The organism is Acidovorax sp. A1169 (assembly GCF_030704685.1).
Taxonomy (GTDB): Bacteria; Pseudomonadota; Gammaproteobacteria; order Burkholderiales; family Burkholderiaceae_C; genus Acidovorax.
This window is the reverse complement of sequence record NZ_JAUZDX010000018.1, coordinates 104,672-121,994: the sequence shown is the minus strand read 5'-3', so window position 1 is coordinate 121,994 and position 17,323 is coordinate 104,672. Positions and strand designations below refer to the sequence as shown.

The following is a 17,323-nucleotide window of genomic DNA, read 5'->3' as shown; positions in this document are numbered from 1 at the left end:
GCAAGGTGCCGGTGCAGCCGAACACCATCAGAGGAGACGGGATGAGTTCAGAAGAATCGATCTGGGACCAGAGCGCCCAGCAATTCCAGCAGATTTTCGGTCAAGGCTGGGCACAGGCCGTCCAATCCTTCCAGAAAATCGACCTGGGCACGCCGGGCGCAGCCGCAGCGCCCCCCGCTCCGGTGCAATTGTCGCCTGCCAAGCTGCAGGCCCTGCAGCAGCAATACCTCGAAGAGGCCAAGGCCTTGTGGGCCCAGGGCCTGCAGGGCAAACCCGAGGTCAAGGACAAGCGCTTTGCCGGCGAAGGCTGGGCGGCCAACCCGGTGGCTGCCTTCTCTGCCGCCGCCTACCTGCTCAACGCCCGCACCCTGATGGGCCTGGCCGACGCGGTCGAGGCCGATGAGAAGACGCGCGCGCGCATCCGCTTCGGCGTGGAGCAGTGGATGGCGGCCATGGCGCCCAGCAACTTTTTGGCCTTCAACGCCGAGGCGCAGAAAAAGGCCATCGAAACCAAGGGCGAGAGCATTGCCAAAGGCATGCAGAACCTGCTGCACGACCTGCAGCAGGGCCATGTCTCGATGACCGACGAGAGCCTGTTCGAGGTGGGCCGCAACGTGGCCACCACCGAGGGCGCCGTGGTGTTCGAGAACGAGCTGTTCCAGCTGCTCGAATACAAGCCGCTGACCGCCAAGGTCTACGAGCGCCCCTTCCTGCTTGTGCCGCCGTGCATCAACAAGTTCTACATTCTCGACCTGCAGCCCGAGAACTCGCTGATCCGCTATGCGGTGAGCGAGGGCCACCGCACCTTCGTGGTGAGCTGGCGCAACCCCGACGACGCCCTGGCGAAAAAGACCTGGGACAACTACGTCGAAGACGGCGCCATGGCGGCCATCGACGTGGTGCAGAACATCACCGGCGCCGATCAGATCAACGCCCTGGGTTTCTGCGTGGGGGGCACCATTCTCAGCAACGCGCTGGCCGTGCTGGCCGCGCGTGGCGACGAGCCCGTGGCCAGCGCCACCTTCCTGACCACGCTGATCGACTTCAGCTACACCGGCATCCTCGACGTCTTCATCGACGAGGCCTTCGTCAAGTACCGCGAGATGGAGATGGGCAACGGCGGCATGATGAAGGGCCAGGACCTGGCCTCGACCTTCAGCTTTTTGCGCCCCAACGACCTGGTCTGGAACTACGTGGTGGGCAACTACCTCAAGGGCGAAACGCCGCCGCCGTTCGACCTGTTGTACTGGAACAGCGACAGCACCAACCTGCCCGGGCCGTTCTATGCCTGGTACCTGCGCAATTTCTACCTCGAAAACAGCCTGGTGCAACCGGGCAAGCTCACCGTCTGCGGCGAGAAGATGGACCTGGGCCAGCTCACCCTGCCCACCTACATCTACGGCTCGCGCGAGGACCACATCGTGCCCGCCACGGCGGCCTATGCCTCGACCCAGGTGCTGCCGGGCAAGAAGCGCTTCGTGATGGGGGCATCGGGCCACATCGCGGGCGTGATCAACCCGCCTGCCAAGGGCAAGCGCAGCCACTGGATCCGCGCCGACGGCAAGTTCCCCGCCACGCTCGACCAATGGCTGGGCGGCGCCACCGAACACCCCGGCAGTTGGTGGACCGACTGGTCCGGCTGGCTCAAGGGCCATGCGGGCAAGCAGATCGCCGCGCCCAAGGGCTATGGCAAGGCCCCCAAGTTCAAGGCCATCGAGCCGGCCCCTGGCCGCTATGTGAAGCAAAAAGCCTGAGCCTGCAGACCTGAGAGAATTCACAGCAAGATCCGAAAGCACAGGGCCCGTTGTTCCGCCGATGGGCCCGTATCCACCCCCAGAAAGAAGGACATTCCATGGAAGACATCGTCATCGTTTCGGCCACCCGCACGGCGGTGGGCAAGTTTGGCGGCGCACTGGCAAAGGTACCCGCCACGGAGCTGGGCTCCATCGTCATCCGCGAAGCCCTCGCGCGCGCGGGCCTGGCTGCCGGCCAGGTGGGTGAAGTCATCATGGGCCAGGTGCTGGCGGCCGGCGTGGGCCAGAACCCTGCGCGCCAGGCCTCCATGAAGGCCGGCGTGGCGCAGGAGACGCCTGCGCTCACCATCAACGCCGTCTGCGGCTCGGGCCTCAAGGCCGTGATGCTGGCAGCCCAGGCCGTGGCCTGGGGCGACAGCGAGATCGTGGTGGCCGGGGGCCAGGAAAGCATGAGCCTGGCGCCCCACGTGCTGCCCGGCTCGCGCGACGGCCAGCGCATGGGCGACTGGAAGCTGGTCGATACCATGATCGTCGACGGCCTGTGGGACGTGTACAACCAGTACCACATGGGCATCACGGCCGAGAACGTGGCCAAGCAGTACGGCATCACCCGCGAGCAGCAGGACGCATTGGCCCTGAACAGCCAGCTCAAGGCCGCTGCCGCGCAGGACGCCGGCAAGTTCGCCTACGAGATCGTGGACGTGGCCCTGGCGCAGAAGAAGGGCGACCCCATCTTCTTCAACACCGACGAGTACCTCAACCGCAAGACCAACGCCGAAGCCCTGGCCGGCCTGCGCCCCGCCTTCGATAAGGCCGGCAGCGTGACGGCGGGCAACGCCTCGGGCCTGAACGACGGTGCCGCCGCCGTGGTGGTGATGAGCGCCAAGAAGGCTGCGGCCCTGGGCCTCAAGCCCCTGGCGCGCATCGCCGCCTTCGGCACCACCGGCCTGGACCCCGCCACCATGGGCATGGGCCCCGTGTCGGCCACGCGCAAGGCCCTGCAGCGCGCCGGCTGGAGCGCTGCCGACGTGGACCTGTTCGAGCTGAACGAAGCCTTCGCCGCCCAGGCCTGCGCCGTGAACAAGGAGCTGGAGATCGACCCCGCCAAGGTCAACGTCAACGGTGGCGCCATTGCAATCGGCCACCCCATCGGTGCGTCCGGCTGCCGCATCCTGGTGACCCTGCTGCACGAGATGCAGCGCCGCGACGCCAAGAAGGGCGTGGCTGCGCTGTGCATTGGCGGCGGCATGGGCGTGTCCCTGGCGCTGGAACGCTGAGCACCGGTTCCATTGCGACGAAGCCCACCATCCGGTGGGCTTTTTTCATGGCTCTGCGCTCAGCCCATGAAGCCCGCCAGGTTCAGGGTGTGCGAACGCCCCAGCCAGACCGCGCAATCGCGGTGGTCGCGCAGGCCGTTACCGGTGTTGGGGTGCGCGAACATGTCCAGCGCACCGTGGTTGAGTGCCAGCCAGCCCAGTACGTGGGTGAAGTCGGTCGGGCCGAAGGCGAGCTGGTAGCTCCGCATCGGGTGCGGGCCCACGGGCCGCTCGTGGAAACGGCCGATCTCCACCCGGCTCGCCAGTTCGCGCGCGATGGTCTCGCGCAGTGCCCAGGCCGTGTCGCGGCTCTCGGCGTCGAAGTAGACATGGGCATGCCAGTCGCGGATGAGGGCGGGGTCGAGCAGGGGCATGGACAGCAGCGCAGGGGCAAAGGCGGCATGTTAAGGCTTGGCGGGCGACCGCGCAGTGCGTGCCAGCGCAAGCCCCACTGACCGGGCTGACCGGGCTGACCGGGCTGGCCGGGCTGGCCGGCGGGAGTGTCTGGTTTGCGCATCACCCCGGCGCGGTACGCGACCCCTGAGGCCTGCTGGGCCTTGGCGCGGCGTGGAGTGCGCGCTACATTGGGCGATTCGGCCGCTCCCGCACGGCCCCTTCTTTCGCCGAGGCACCGATACCATGGCACTGACCCGATTCACCGTATCGTTGCTTTTGCTGGGATCCACCCTGGCATGGGCCGCGCAGGCGAGCCCGACCGAATGCACTTCGGGTGTCCGGTTTACCGCCGCACAGGCCGAGATCGATGCCGCGCTCAAGACCGTGGGCGACGGGCCCCTGCGCAACCGGGCGCGCCTCGAATCGCAGCTCAAGGCCAGTGGGGCCACGCGCGGCTGGTCGCAGGAGCAGCAGGCCGAGATGCTGCGCAAGGCCTACAGCTCCGCCGGCTACTGGGAGCTTGAGAAGGCCAAGCAGCCGCATGTTTCCACGCTCATGCAGGCCGTGAAGGCAAGCTCCGGCCCGGATCCTCGGGTCTCCAAATGCACCGCCGCCAAGCAGGTGAAGGCCAGCGCCTGGGCCGTGGCCGACATCCACGGCCGCCAGTACGCCTATGTGGCCCGCGAAGTGGGGCTCATACAGGCCACACAGGCCAAGGCGCGCTGAACGCCCGGCGGGCGGTCATTTCGCCAGCCGGCGCCAGCCGATTACCACGCCGGTTACCGACACGGCCAGGCCCGCGAGCGACAGCACCCATATCGCCAGGTACCAGGCCGGCGTCTTGAGGAACAGCGGAAAATCCAGGCTGTGCAGTCCATTGAACAGCCAGCGCCGCAGGCGGCTGTCCGAAGTGCTGGTGGACAGCAACTGCCCTGTGGCAGCATCCACATGCAGCCAGGTGTCCGCCTCGTCGTGCAGCACGATGCGCCACACCGGCAGCACGGGCGGCACGTGGCGCGCATACCAGTACAGGTCGGGCTCGGTGAGCAGCACCGGGGTGTCTGCGGCGACGCCGTGGTAGCTTGCCGCAGCGGCCCTCGCCAGGTCCTCGGGCACGACCGCCACAGCCAGGCCGGTGGCGGTATCCACGCTGCCGCGTCCGCCGGCCGCATCCGACACCACCCACACGGGGCTGCCAGCGTACCAGGCCGCCTCCACCGCTTTGGTGGACGCTGGGCCATTGGCCAGCGTGCGCAGGCTCGCCAGCCCGTGCGTGAACACCGGCCCGGCCTGCCCGAACTTGGCAGCCGCCTGGCCCGGCGTGCTGTGCGACAGCCAGCGGTTGGGCCCCATGGAGAACCAGCCGCTGAACACCCAGGTCAGGATGGCGATGCCGCCGATGAGACCCAGTACATGGTGCCAGGCCATCCACCCCCGGTACGGCGTGGGCGAGTCGCCGCGGTAGCGGCGGCGCAGGCGCACGCGCAGCACGCCCACGATGAGGCCGGTGCCCGCCGAGACCATGGCCAGGCCCGAGGTCCACAGCACCAGTTGCCGCCAGAAGTCGCCGTGGCGGCGGATGGGTGCATAGGTGTAGTAGTGCAGCAAGGTGCCGAACAGCGTCCAGCGGCGCTCGAAGGCGCTGGTGTCGCGCACCACCTCACCCGTCTTCTGCGATACATAGAGTTCCGTGCCTGCCTCGTCGTCGATGGCGACGCGGTGCAGTGGCCGCGCCTTGTCGAAGCTGTTGGCATTGGGCAGGGTCCATTGGTCATCGACGCTGGTCTCCAGGTAGCGTGCCGTCGCCGAGCGGGCAAACCCGCGTGCGATGGCCTCGGCACGTTCAGGGGTTACCACGCCTAGCGGTGTGATCGATGCAGAAACCACATGGTGGCCGCCCCGGGAGTCGATGACGCGCCATACGGGGGTATCCACGCTCTGCTCCAGCACCAGCTTGCGGGCGGTGGCCAGCTGCAACTGCGCCAGCGCCTCCGCCGGGGTGACACGGACCTGCGCGAGGTCCAGCACCTGCAGGCCATCGATGCGCTCCTGCGGCGTGAGCGCCGGAAAGCGCACATGCAGCATCACCAGCCCCGACACGAACCACAGCACGAACAGGATGCAGCCGGCGATGCCCAGCCAGCGGTGGGTGAAGTACAGCGCCCGCCGCAGCGGGCGCCACAAGGCATGCAGCGCCGGGTTCATCTTGCGCCGCCGGTCAGAAGCGCACGTGGGCCGACAGCTCTGCCGAGCGCGGGCGGCCCAGGATCCACTGGTTGTTGCCGCTGTACAGCGTCTGCGCGTAGACGCGGTCCGCGAGGTTGTAGACATGCAGCGCCAGCACCGTGCCTGGGCGCACGGCCCAGCGCAGACTGGCATCGGCCACGGTGAAGCCGGCCGCGCTGCTGCTGTTGGCGTTGTCGACCTTGCGCGCGCCCACGTAGCGCAGGCCCAGGCCGGCTTCCCAGGCGGGCTGGAAGGCCCAGGTCGCCCAGGCATTGGCCGTGCGCTCGGGCACGCCGGGCGGGGTGTTGCCGTTGCGCGAGACCACGCGGCCGCTGACCACTTCGTTGAAGTCATCGAATTTGGCGTCGAGCACGGCGGCGTTGAGGTCCAGCCGCACGGTGGACACCGGCGCATAGCTGACCGAGGCCTCGATGCCGCGCGAGGACTGGGCACCCACCTGCTGGAAGAGGTTGGGGTCCGCCGCGTCGCGGATCAGCAGCTTCTTCTTCTCGATCCAGTAGGCGGCCAGCGTGAATTCGCCCTTGCGCTCGTCGAACAGCTGTTTCCAGCCGATCTCGGCCTGCCTGCCCGTGGCCAGGTCGAACTGGCTCTGCTGCGCCGAGGTGTTGACCACGCCGCCCAGCGGGTCGGCCGCAGTGGAGTACTGCGCGTAGACGGACGTGACCGGCGTGACGGCATAGACCGCGCCGATGCGGCCCGACAGGTGGTTGAAGCTCTTGTTCACATCGGGATCGATGCGTTTGGAATCCTGCTTGCCGTAGGAGATCGAATCCCAGCGCAGGCCCGTGACCAAGGACAGCTGTTGGGTCAGCTGCAACTGGTCTTCGACGAACAGCGAGCGCGTATCGGTCTGCGCCTTGAACAGCTCACCAATGGTCACGCCCGTGGTGGGGAAGTTGCCGGGCACGAACTGGTAGGGGTCGAGCGACTGCGCGGCCGCGCCATCGCCGCGGGTCTTGGCGTACTCCAGGCGGTTCACGTCGAAGCCCACCGTGAGGGTGTTGGGCAGGCCGGCAATGGGTTGCTTGAGAGTGGCGTTGAAGCGGTTGCCCACCTGGTCCAGGGTGTAGTCGATGCCGATGAAGCCCGAGCGCGTGATGCGCCGCGTGGCGGGCACGTAGGCATAGCCCTCGGCATTGTTCCAGTGGCGGTCCGAGGCGATGCGGTACAGCGAGTTGCGCAGGGTGAGTGCGCTGGATGGCGTCCACTCCGTGTCCAGGCGCGTCCACTGGTCGCGGAACTTCAGGGTGGCATCGGCCACGTTGAAGTTGGCCTTGCGCAGCGCCGGGTCGATCTGGCCGTTGACGAGGGGGATGCCGAGGTAGGGCGCCGGCTCCTGGTTGCCGTAGTCGTGCGACAGCGTCAAGCGCAGGTCGGGCGTGGCATCGAAGCGCAGGGCGCCGGCGGCCACGAGGGAGTTGGAGGCGCTGCGCTCCACATGGCCGTCGGAGCGGTTGTGCGACAGGTCTACCCGGTACGACCACTGCTCGTTGATGGCACCACCGCTGCCCAAGGCCGTGCGCACGGTATCCTGCGAGCCATAGGCCAGGCGCACTTCATTGGAAATGGGCCCGCGCGTGGGCTTTTTGGGCACGGTGTTGATGGCGCCGCCGATGGCACCCTCGCCATACATGATCGAGGCGGGGCCGCGCAGCACCTCCACACGCTCGGCCTGCCAGGGGTCGAACGGGAAGGTGACGGTGCCGCCCGAGACGTACTGGCGCGTGCCGTCGTACAAACGCATCACCGAGGTATTGCCGGCAAAGCCGCGCGCCACCAGGGCGCCGCCCGCGGCCGAAGCCGTCTGCGTGATGCCGGTGGCACGCGAGGCGGCGTCGGCGATCGACTGGTCGCCGCGCTGGCGGATGGTCTCGCCCTCGAGCACCTCGACCGAGGCCGGGGTCTCCAGCGCGGTCAGACCCAGGCGGCTGCCGGTGCTGGCAGGCGTGGTCAGCGTCTGGGGTGTTTCGATGAAGGCACCGGACTGTACGGTGACCGGGGCCAGTGTGGCGGTTTGGGCCTGTGCGCCCGTGGCAGCAGCCAGTGTGAGAACAGCACCGTACAGGCACGAGAAATGGAAGCGCGCGGGCGCAAGCCCGGCCGAGGGACGGCAAAAGTGGGGATTCATGGGGCAACGGATACAGGGGCGTCCTACCCGGCATCCCCGCCGGGTCTGGACTGAACGGTTTGCAGCACGCCATGGGCATGCTTGCACGCCACTTCGTTGGCCGGTATCCGGGCTGAGTGGAAAAAGCGTCCCTTGCCTTCCCAGACGTGGTGCGTCCAGTGGCTTCAAGAGGGATGCCGAGCCGTATGGCTCTTCCACCGACCGTTGCGGGGGCAGCGCAGGTCAGGCTTTTTGCCAAGCCCTCCTGCTTCCCGTTGAACTGCGTTCCAGAAAAGGACCGCGAGCACCAACAGGGCGCGATTGTATGCGGTTGTTAACGGCCAGTGCTGTGTTCAGGGCGCGGCAAGCCGCTGCAGCAACTCTGTGGTCGGGTAGCCATCGGCCACCGCACCAAGGCTCTGCTGGTACTGGCGCAGCCCGGCGCGCGTGGCCGGGCCCATTACACCGTCCGGCGTGCCGGCGTTGAAGCCACGCTGGTTGAGCTGCGTCTGCAACTGCTGCATCTGGCTGCGCGACAGCGGCGCAAGGTCGCGCGGCCAGGCAGTGGCCACGCCGCTGCCGCCATCGATCTGGCGCGCCAGCAGGCCCACGGCCAGCGCATAGCTCACCGAGTTGTTGTAGCGCAGGATGGCGCGGAAGTTCGGCCCCACCAGGAAGGCCGGGCCGCGCGCGCCGGCCGGCGTGGCGATGGAGGCTGCATCCAGCGCGGGCAGCGGCTGCCCATCCACACCCTGTATGCCTTCTGCCGCCCACTGGGCCGCCGTCTGGCGCACGGTCTGCTCGGCACGCGCGTAGTCGAATCCCTGCGGCAGCCGCACCTCTACGCCCCAGGGCTGGCCGGCCTGCCAGCCCATGCGCGCGAGGAAGTTGGCGGTGGAGGCCGCCACGTCGGGAATGCTGCCCCAGATGTCGCGGTGGCCATCGCCATCGGCATCGACCGCATAGGCCAGAAAGACCGAGGGCAGAAACTGCGTGTTGCCCATGGCGCCGGCCCAGGAGCCCACCATGCGCTCGTCGCTGATGTCGCCCTGGTCCAAAATGCGCAGGGCCGCCAGCAGCTCACTGCGCGCCCAGGCGGCGCGGCGGCCTTCGAAGCCCAGCGTGGCCAGCGCATCCACGGCGCGAAAGGTGCCGAAGTTGCTGCCGTAGTTGCTCTCCATGCCCCAGATGGCGGTGATGATGGAAGAGGGCACGCCATAGCGCGTGGCTGCGGCGTCGATTGCCGCCTGGTGCTCGGCCCGCTTGGCCTGGCCCTGGGCGATGCGCTGGGCCGACACGGCGCTGTCGAGGTAGGCCCAGGGCGTGCGGTTGAATTCGGGCTGGGCGCGGTCGAGCTCGATCACGCGCGGCTGCAACGTGGCATGGGCCAGCACCTGCTGCACGGTGGCCGGGCGGATGCCCGCGGCCAGCGCCTCGCGCGAGAAGCCGGCGATCCACGCGGCAAAGCCGGCCTGCTCGGTATCCTGGGGCGCGGGGCTGGTGACGGGGGCGGGTGCCACCGGCGCAACGGGCGGCCGTGGTGCCGGCACCGCTGCAGGCGCGGTGGGCGCGGGTGGTGTGGCACAGCCTGACAGGGCGCAGGCCAGGGCCAGAGCCGTCAGGGCGGGGTGGGGTGCAACCTGCAGGAAGCGGCGGGCAAAATGGGGGGCAAGCGAAATGGGCATTCCCCATTGTCCCGTGCCCGGCATACTTGCGGGTTCCGGTGTTTCTGACCGTAGCAATTTCATTCCATGCATACCTTCCTCTGGCACGACTACGAAACCTTCGGCGCCAACACGCGGCGTGACCGGCCCGCGCAGTTCGCCGCCATCCGCACCGATGCCGACCTCAACGAGATCGGCGAGCCGCTGAACATCTTCTGCCAGCCGGCCAACGACTACCTGCCCGACCCGGTCTCGTGCCTCATCACCGGCATCACGCCCCAGCAGTGCCTCACGCAGGGCATGCCCGAGCACGCCTTCGCCGCCCGCATCGAAGCCGAACTGGCCCGCCCCGGTACCATCGGCGTGGGCTACAACACCATCCGCTTCGACGACGAGATCACGCGCTTCATGTTCTGGCGCAACCTGATCGACCCCTATGCGCGCGAGTGGCAGAACCAGTGTGGCCGCTGGGACCTGCTGGACGTGGTGCGCATGACCTACGCCCTGCGCCCCGACGGCATCACCTGGCCGAAGAAGGAAGACGGCGTGCCGAGCTTCAAGCTCGAACACCTGTCCAAGGCCAACGGCCTGTTGCACGAGGCCGCGCACGATGCCCTGTCCGACGTGCGCGCCACCATCGCCCTGGCGCGGCTCATCCGCCAGCACAACACCAAGCTCTTCGACTTCGCGCTCAGCCTGCACAAGAAGGACCGGGTGGCCGCCGAGCTGCGCCTGCCGGCCACGGCCATCACGGCCAAGCCGTTTTTGCATGTGTCCGGCATGTTCCCGGTGGAGCGCGGCTGCCTGGCCGTGATGTGGCCGCTGGCCAGCCACCCGACCAACAAGAACGAGCTGATCGCCTGGGACCTGGCGCACGACCCGACGCCGCTGGCCAGCATGGGCGTGGAAGAAATCCGCCTGCGCATGTTCTCGCGCGCGGCCGACCTGCCCGAGGGCGTCACGCGCCTGCCCATCAAGACCATCCACCTGAACAAGTCGCCCATGGTGGTGGGCAACGTGAACACGCTCACGGCCGAGCGCGCCCGGCACTGGAACATGGACCTGGCCCAGGCCGCCCAGCACGCCGAGATTGCCCGCGTGCTGCCCGACATGAGCGGCATCTGGCCCCAGGTGTTCGCCAGGCCCGAAGAGCCCACGCCCGACGTGGACCAGGACCTGTACGGCGGCTTCGTGGGCAACGGCGACCGCCGCCAGCTCAACGACATGCGCGCCATGAGCGGTGAGAAGCTGGCCCGCACGCGCCCCTCGTTCGACGACCCGCGCCTCAAGGAACTGCTGTGGCGCTACCGCGCCCGCAACTTCCCCGCCACGCTGTCGCCCGAGGAGCAGGAGCGCTGGGAGGCGCACCGCGCGGCCTGCCTGTTCGATGGCGCCGGGGGCGCCCGCACGGTGGAGCAGCTGTTCACCGAGATCGACAACCTCTCCGAGACCGCCGACGACGACCGCACCCAGGACATCCTGGGCGCCTTGTACGATTACGCCGAACACATCGCGCCCGAGCGCTGAGAACCTTCCTTTTTTCACGCCTGCCGAGCAGGCCCGCATTCCCATGAGCAGCAGCAACGACAAGCCCACCCGCCAGTTCACCACCGAGATCGTGCATGCCGACCGCCTGGCCGGCACCGAGCACGGCGCGGTGCACCAACCCATCCACACGTCGGTGCAGTACGGCTACGAGAAGGTGGAAGACCTGATCGGCGTGTTCCAGGGCACGATCAAGGGCGGGTTCAACTACGCCCGCCAGGGCACGCCCACCACAGCGGCGCTCGAAGCCAAGGTCACGCAGATGGAGCGTGGCCAGGGCTCCATCGTGTTCTCGACCGGCATGGCGGCCGTGTGCGCGGTGTTTCTCACCCTGCTCAAGGCGGGCGACCATCTGCTGGCCAGCAAGTTCGTCTTCGGCAACACCAACAGCGTGTTTGGCACCCTGGCCGACCTGGGTGTGGAAGTGACCGTGGTGGACGTGACCGACGCCGCCCAGGTGGCCGCCGCCGTGCGCCCCAACACGCGCATGGTGTTCGTGGAGACGATTGCCAACCCCGGCACGCAGATCCCCGACCTCGAAGCCATCGGCACCCTGTGCAAGGAGCGCGGCCTGCTCTACGTGGTGGACAACACCGTGGCATCGCCCTACCTGTTTCGCCCTGTCACTGTGGGGGCAGGGCTCATCATCAACTCGCTGACCAAGAGCATCGGCGGCCTGGGCGATGCCTTGGGCGGCGCGGTTACCGACACCGGTTTGTTCGACTGGAGTCGCTACCCCAACATCTTTGCCCCCTACCGCAAGGGCGACGCCAAGGGCTGGGGCCTGCAGCAGGTGCGCAAGAAGGGCCTGCGCGATATGGGCGGCATGCTATCGTCGCAGGCTGCGCACCAGTTGGCACTGGGCGCCGAGACCCTGGCCCTGCGCATGGACCGCACCAGCGCCACCGCGCTGCAACTGGCCCAGTGGCTGGAAAAGCACCCCGCCATCGCCCGCGTGCACTACCCGATGCTCGAATCGCACCCGCAGCACGCGATCGCGCGCAAGCATTTCAAGGCCGGCTCATGGCTGCTGGCCTTCGAGCTGCGCGATGCCGACCAATGCCTGTCTTTTTGCAACCGCTTGCAACTGCCGATCAAGGCCACGGGCCTGGCCGACACGCGCACGCTGATCATCCCCGTGGCGCACACCATCTTCTGGGAGGCGGGCCCCGCCGTGCGCGTCAACATGGGCATTGGCGACGGCATGATCCGCCTGTCCGTGGGGTTGGAGGAGATCGAAGACCTGCTGGCGGACTTCGAACAGGCATTGGCCTGAAAACCCTGGTGCCGGCTGGCGCGTGCAAGCTGGCGCCAAGGTAGGCGTGCTAAGGTTCTCCGGATTGCCGGGCGGTGCAAACTGCCACGGCCGCAAGGAGACAAACCTATGCATCTGGAGCATGCTGCCGCGTCTGCAGGAGGGCTCGCCAGCCCCTTGCTGGCGATTCCACCGCAGGACCTGATACCACACGCCCATGCCCGCTCGGCAGCCTACGGGCTGCGCGCGCAGGACGTGATGGACGTGATGCCCCTGGCTGGCGCCGATCTGCAAGCCACGCTGCAGCGTAACCAGGTGCTGGCCGACCATGCGCTGCCGGTGATGGAGACGCTGTACCACCAGATCGCCGGCACCCACAGCATGGTGCTGCTCACCGACCCCGAAGGCGTGATCCTGCACGCGCTGGGCGACGATGATTTCGTGGCCCGGGCCGACCGCGTGGCCCTGCGTCCTGGCGGCGTCTGGACCGAGGAGCGCAAGGGCACGAATGCCATCGGTACCGCGCTGGCCATGGGCCAGGCCGTGCAGGTGCATGCGGGCCAGCACTACCTGCGCGCCAACCAGTTCCTCACCTGCTCATGCGTGCCCATCCTGGACCCCCAGGGCAGGGCCTTGGGCGCGCTCGATGTCAGCGGCGACCACCGCAGCCAGAGCAAGCACACTATGGCGCTGGTGCGCATGTCCGCCCAGATGGTGGAAAACCACCTCTGGAATCAGGTGCACGAGGACGCGGTGCGCCTGCGCTTCCACGCGCGGCCCGAGTTTCTGGGCACGCTGGTGGAGGGGCTCGTGGCCTTCAGCGCCGACGGGCGCTTTCTATCGGCCAACCGTAGCGGGCAGTTCCAGCTGGGCCTGTCGCACAGTGCGCTGCAGGCCCATACCTTTGCCTCGCTGTTCGGGGTGGACATGGCGAGCGTGCTCGACCATGGCCGCCGGGCACCCGGCACGCTGCTCACGCTGCGCCTGCCCGGCGGCGTGGCGGTGATGGCCCGGCCCGAAGTGCGGCCGCAGGCCGAGCGGCTGTGGGCCGGTGGTGCAACCGAGCCGGCCAGGGCCCCCGTCCAGGTGCGGCCTGCGCGTTCGGCAGGGCTCTCGGGCCTGCGCTACCTCAACACCGGCGACGCGGCGTTGGCCCTGGCCATTGACCGTGTCACCAAGCTGCTGGGCCGTGACATCGCCACCTTGATCCTGGGCGAGACCGGCACCGGCAAGGAGCTGCTGGCGCGGGCCATCCACCACGACGGGCCACGGCGGCAGGCGCCGTTCGTGGCGGTCAACTGCGCGTCCATCCCCGAGTCGCTGATCGAATCCGAGCTGTTCGGCTACGAGGAGGGCGCCTTCACCGGCGCGCGGCGCAAGGGCAGCCCTGGCAAGATCGTGCAGGCCCATGGTGGCACGCTGTTCCTCGACGAGATCGGTGACATGCCGCTGGCACTGCAGGCCCGCCTGCTGCGCGTGCTGCAGGAGCGCAGCGTGGCCCCGCTGGGCGGCACGCGCCAGGTCGAGGTGGACATCCAGGTGGTCTGCGCCACCCACCGCAACCTGCGCGCGATGATGGCCGAGGGCCGCTTTCGCCAGGACCTGTACTACCGCTTGAACGGCCTGGTGGTGCGCCTGCCCGCGCTGCGCGAGCGCAGCGACCTGGCGGCCATCGTGCAGCGCGTGCTGCAATCGGGCACGGAGTCCGCTGCGCCGCCGCTGCCCTTGTGCCCCGAGGTGATGGACCTGTTCGCGCGCTGCGCCTGGCCCGGCAACCTGCGCCAGCTGACCAACGTGCTGCGCACGGCGGCGCTGATGGCCGAGGGCGATACCGCCATCCGGCGCGAACACCTGCCCGAGGATTTTCTGGAGGAATGCGAAGAGGTTGCAGCGCTCGCAGCCGCTCCCGCAACCGCCGCGCAGCCTCTGCAGGCCATCACTGCGGCCGCCATCGCGCAGGCCCTGGCCGCGCAGGGCGGCAATGTCTCAGCCGTGGCGCGTGCGCTGGGCGTGTCGCGCAATACGGTGTACCGGCACCTGCGCGCCCAGGCGGCGGGCTGAAGCGCGCGGCTTCGCGGCGGCGCGGGCCTTTCGGGGTCAGTTGAACAGGTTCTGCATCTGCCCGTAGGGGATCTGCCCCTGCAGCTTGTCCGACTCACCCCCTTGCAGAAAGTCCGTCGCCAGCTTCGCGGCATGGCCCCACAGCACCTGCGGGATGCCGGAGCCCGCGCTGAGCCGCTTCACCCCCAGGGCCTGCAGCTGCGTGGCGTTGGCCAGGCGGCCACAGGCCATCAGGTTCAGCGGCAGGTCGACACCGGCCACGACGGCCTGGATCTGCGCCGCATCGGCCAGCCCGGGCACGAACAGGCCATCCACGCCCGCGCTGCGGTACAGATGGCCGCGCGTGATCGCTTCTTCGACCTGGCTGCCCTCATCGACCAGCCGTGCCAGCACGACATCCGTGCGTGCGTTGATGAACAGGTCCAGCCCGTCCTTGGCCAGCCGCTCCCGAATCGCCTCGGCCTTGCGTGCGAGTAGCACAGCAGGTTTGCGCCCGTCTTCCAGGTTGATGCCGGCAACGCCCACTTCGGCCAGCCGCGCAGCCAGGTCCGCCACCTGTGCCGGGTCGTCCGAATAGCCGTCTTCCATGTCCACGGACAGCGGCACATGCAGCACCCGCACCAGGTTCTTGGCATACGCCAGCACCACCTCGACGGGCATGGCGTAGCCGTCAGGGTACCCCTGCGACCAGGCCACGCCCGCGCTGGTCGTGGCGATGGCCGTGGCCCCCAGGCTCTCGAAGAGCCTGGCGCTGGCAGCGTCCCAGGCATTGGGCAGGCGCAGCAGGGTGCCATTGGCGTGCAGCCCGCGGAACGTGGTGGCATGTGCGGTCACAGGGGTCTCCTTCGGAAGGTCTTTGCGCAAGCATACCGCCGGTAGACCTCGAAGGCGTGGCCAGGGCTCAGGCCACCGGGTGCAGTTTCAGCAGCGCCGTCTCTTCATCGCTGAACAGCCGCGAGCGGATCAGAAAGCGCAGGCCCGTGGGCCGCTCCAGCGAGAACATGCCGCCCCCGCCGGGCACCACGTCGATGGTCAGCTGCGTATGCTCCCACACCGCGAACTGCGGGCGGCTCATGTAGAAGGGTTCGCCGCCGATGTGGCCGAGTTGCACGTCAGAATCGCCCACCATGAACTCGCCGCGGGCAAAGCACATGGGTGCGCTGCCGTCGCAGCAGCCGCCCGACTGGTGGAACATCAGCGGGCCATGCTGCGCGTGCAGCCGTGCGATCAGTTCCAGGGCCGCGAGCGTGGCCGTGACGCGGACCGGTGGGTCCGTGCCATGGCCTTGCCGGGTGGCCTCATGGGATACAGGGGCCAGGGTATCGGCCATGCTGGGCGGGCTCAGAAGAAGCCCAGGGGCGCCTGCGTGTAGCTCACCAGCAGGTTCTTGGTCTGCTGGTAATGGTCCAGCATCATCTTGTGGTTCTCGCGGCCGATGCCCGACTGCTTGTAGCCGCCGAAGGCCGCATGGGCCGGGTACTGGTGGTAGCAGTTGGTCCACACGCGCCCGGCCTGTATGCCCCGGCCCATGCGGAAGGCGCGGCCGCCGTCGCGGCTCCACACCCCTGCGCCCAGGCCGTACAGCGTGTCGTTGGCGATCTCCAGCGCTTCTTCCTCGGTCTTGAAGGTGGTGACCGACAGCACGGGGCCGAAGATTTCTTCCTGGAAGATGCGCATCTTGTTGTGGCCCTTGAACACGGTGGGCTTGATGTAGTAGCCGCCGGCCAGGTCGCCTTCGAGGTGATTGCGCTCGCCGCCGATCAGGCACTGCGCGCCCTCCTGCTTGCCCAGGTCCAGGTAGGAGAGGATTTTTTCGAGCTGCTCCTGGGAGGCCTGCGCGCCGATCATGGTGCCCTTATCCAGCGGGTGGCCCTGCTTGATGGCGGCCACGCGCTTGAGCGCCCGCTCCATGAAGCGTTCGTAGATCGATTCCTGGATCAGCGCGCGACTCGGGCAGGTGCAGACCTCGCCCTGGTTCAGCGCGAACATGGCAAAGCCTTCCAGCGCCTTGTCGAAGAAGCCGTCGTCGGCGTCCATCACGTCCTCGAAGAACACGTTGGGGCTCTTGCCGCCCAACTCCAGCGTCACCGGGATGATGTTCTGGCTGGCGTACTGCATGATCAGCCGACCCGTCGTCGTCTCGCCCGTGAAGGCGATCTTGGCGATGCGCGGGCTGCTGGCCAGGGGCTTGCCGGCTTCCAGGCCGAAGCCGTTGACCACGTTGAGCACGCCGGGCGGCAGCAGGTCGCCAACGATCTCCAGCAGCACCAGGATGGAGGCGGGCGTCTGCTCGGCGGGCTTCAAGACCACACAGTTGCCGGCGGCCAGGGCCGGGGCCAGCTTCCACACCGCCATCAGGATCGGGAAGTTCCAGGGAATGATCTGCCCCACCACGCCCAGCGGCTCGTGGAAATGGTAGGCCATGGTGTCGTGGTCGATCTCGCTGATGCCGCCTTCCTGCGCACGGATGCAGCCCGCGAAATAGCGGAAGTGGTCAATGGCCAGCGGAATGTCGGCCGCCATGGTCTCGCGCAGCGGCTTGCCGTTGTCGATGGTCTCGGCCACTGCGATGGTCAGCAGGTTGGCCTCCATGCGGTCGGCGATTTTCAGCAGGATATTGGCGCGGTCCGTGGTCGAGGTCTTGCCCCAGACGGTCTTGGCCTTGTGCGCGGCGTCCAGCGCGGCGTTGATGTCCTTGTCGTTGGAGCGCGGGATGGCGGTGAACACCTGGCCGTTGATGGGCGAGCTGTTCTCGAAATACTGCCCGTCGATGGGGGCCACCCACTGGCCGCCGATGTAGTTGCCGTATTGTTTCTTGTAGGGGTTGGCGATGCCGAGGCTCGCGATTTCTGCCATGTTCATGTGCTTGTCTCCTGCGGTGGTTGGGATGTGCCAGGTGCCGTTGCCGGTGCCTGTACCCCCTGCAGAGCGCAATGCCCGTGCCAGCGGCACGCGGGGCAGGGTGCGGTGGTCAGCGA

The 17,323-nt window shown here is 68.1% G+C and carries 13 protein-coding genes and 1 riboswitch; of the genes, 6 read left to right on the top strand and 7 right to left on the bottom strand.

Annotation, left to right across the window (positions count from 1 at the left end):
- The first annotated feature begins 41 nt into the window (after positions 1–41).
- Both QYL93_RS24440 and QYL93_RS24435 read left to right on the top strand, forming a co-directional pair.
- A complete protein-coding gene (locus QYL93_RS24440) occupies positions 42–1,754 on the top strand; it encodes an alpha/beta hydrolase (protein ID WP_305746093.1) in 1,713 nt (570 codons plus the stop codon).
- 98 nt (positions 1,755–1,852) lie between these two features.
- Positions 1,853–3,031, top strand: a complete 1,179-nt coding sequence (locus QYL93_RS24435) for an acetyl-CoA C-acetyltransferase (protein ID WP_305746092.1) — start codon at positions 1,853–1,855, stop codon at positions 3,029–3,031.
- Positions 3,032–3,090: 59 nt separating this feature from the next.
- Here the strand turns inward: QYL93_RS24435 and QYL93_RS24430 are convergent, their stop codons facing one another.
- Positions 3,091–3,444 carry a DOPA 4,5-dioxygenase family protein gene (locus QYL93_RS24430; RefSeq protein ID WP_305746091.1) on the bottom strand — a complete coding sequence of 118 codons (354 nt, stop codon included), beginning with the start codon at positions 3,442–3,444 and terminating at the stop codon, positions 3,091–3,093.
- A gap of 265 nt (positions 3,445–3,709) precedes the next feature.
- Between QYL93_RS24430 and QYL93_RS24425 the strand changes: the two genes are divergently transcribed.
- Positions 3,710–4,192, top strand: coding sequence for a hypothetical protein (locus tag QYL93_RS24425; protein WP_305746090.1), 483 nt, complete (start codon positions 3,710–3,712; stop codon positions 4,190–4,192).
- A gap of 15 nt (positions 4,193–4,207) precedes the next feature.
- Here QYL93_RS24425 and QYL93_RS24420 read toward each other — a convergent pair whose 3' ends face one another.
- From QYL93_RS24420 to QYL93_RS24410, 3 genes are all read right to left on the bottom strand, one after another.
- Entirely contained in the window at positions 4,208–5,671 is a 1,464-nt protein-coding gene (locus QYL93_RS24420) for a PepSY-associated TM helix domain-containing protein (RefSeq protein WP_305746089.1), read from the bottom strand.
- A gap of 13 nt (positions 5,672–5,684) precedes the next feature.
- Positions 5,685–7,841, bottom strand: coding sequence for a TonB-dependent siderophore receptor (locus QYL93_RS24415; protein ID WP_305746088.1), 2,157 nt, complete (start codon positions 7,839–7,841; stop codon positions 5,685–5,687).
- A gap of 80 nt (positions 7,842–7,921) precedes the next feature.
- Positions 7,922–8,147, bottom strand: a riboswitch (cobalamin riboswitch).
- A 26-nt stretch (positions 8,148–8,173) separates the two neighbouring features.
- Positions 8,174–9,505: a lytic murein transglycosylase gene (locus QYL93_RS24410; protein WP_305746087.1), complete on the bottom strand. Its 1,332-nt coding sequence runs from the start codon at positions 9,503–9,505 to the stop codon at positions 8,174–8,176.
- Between the two features lie 66 nt (positions 9,506–9,571).
- On the opposite strand from QYL93_RS24410, the gene sbcB reads away from it, so the two are divergent.
- The 3 genes from sbcB to QYL93_RS24395 all read left to right on the top strand — a co-directional run bounded on the left by sbcB (position 9,572) and on the right by QYL93_RS24395 (position 14,345).
- Positions 9,572–11,011 carry an exodeoxyribonuclease I gene (sbcB, locus tag QYL93_RS24405; RefSeq protein ID WP_305746086.1) on the top strand — a complete coding sequence of 480 codons (1,440 nt, stop codon included), beginning with the start codon at positions 9,572–9,574 and terminating at the stop codon, positions 11,009–11,011.
- Positions 11,012–11,054: 43 nt separating this feature from the next.
- Complete coding sequence (locus tag QYL93_RS24400; RefSeq protein WP_305746085.1) at positions 11,055–12,305, top strand: cystathionine gamma-synthase family protein; 1,251 nt, start codon at positions 11,055–11,057, stop codon at positions 12,303–12,305.
- Between the two features lie 108 nt (positions 12,306–12,413).
- A complete protein-coding gene (locus tag QYL93_RS24395; protein WP_305746084.1) occupies positions 12,414–14,345 on the top strand; it encodes a sigma-54-dependent Fis family transcriptional regulator in 1,932 nt (643 codons plus the stop codon).
- A 36-nt stretch (positions 14,346–14,381) separates the two neighbouring features.
- Here the strand turns inward: QYL93_RS24395 and QYL93_RS24390 are convergent, their stop codons facing one another.
- From QYL93_RS24390 to adh, 3 genes are all read right to left on the bottom strand, one after another.
- Positions 14,382–15,179 (bottom strand): isocitrate lyase/phosphoenolpyruvate mutase family protein, encoded by a 798-nt coding sequence (locus QYL93_RS24390; RefSeq protein WP_305746083.1) that lies wholly within the window; start codon positions 15,177–15,179, stop codon positions 14,382–14,384.
- A gap of 67 nt (positions 15,180–15,246) precedes the next feature.
- Positions 15,247–15,675, bottom strand: a complete 429-nt coding sequence (locus QYL93_RS24385) for a DUF779 domain-containing protein (protein WP_305746082.1) — start codon at positions 15,673–15,675, stop codon at positions 15,247–15,249.
- Between the two features lie 11 nt (positions 15,676–15,686).
- On the bottom strand, positions 15,687–17,207 hold the full coding sequence (adh, locus tag QYL93_RS24380) for an aldehyde dehydrogenase (RefSeq protein WP_305746081.1): 1,521 nt from the start codon (positions 17,205–17,207) through the stop codon (positions 15,687–15,689).
- Positions 17,208–17,323 lie beyond the last annotated feature (116 nt).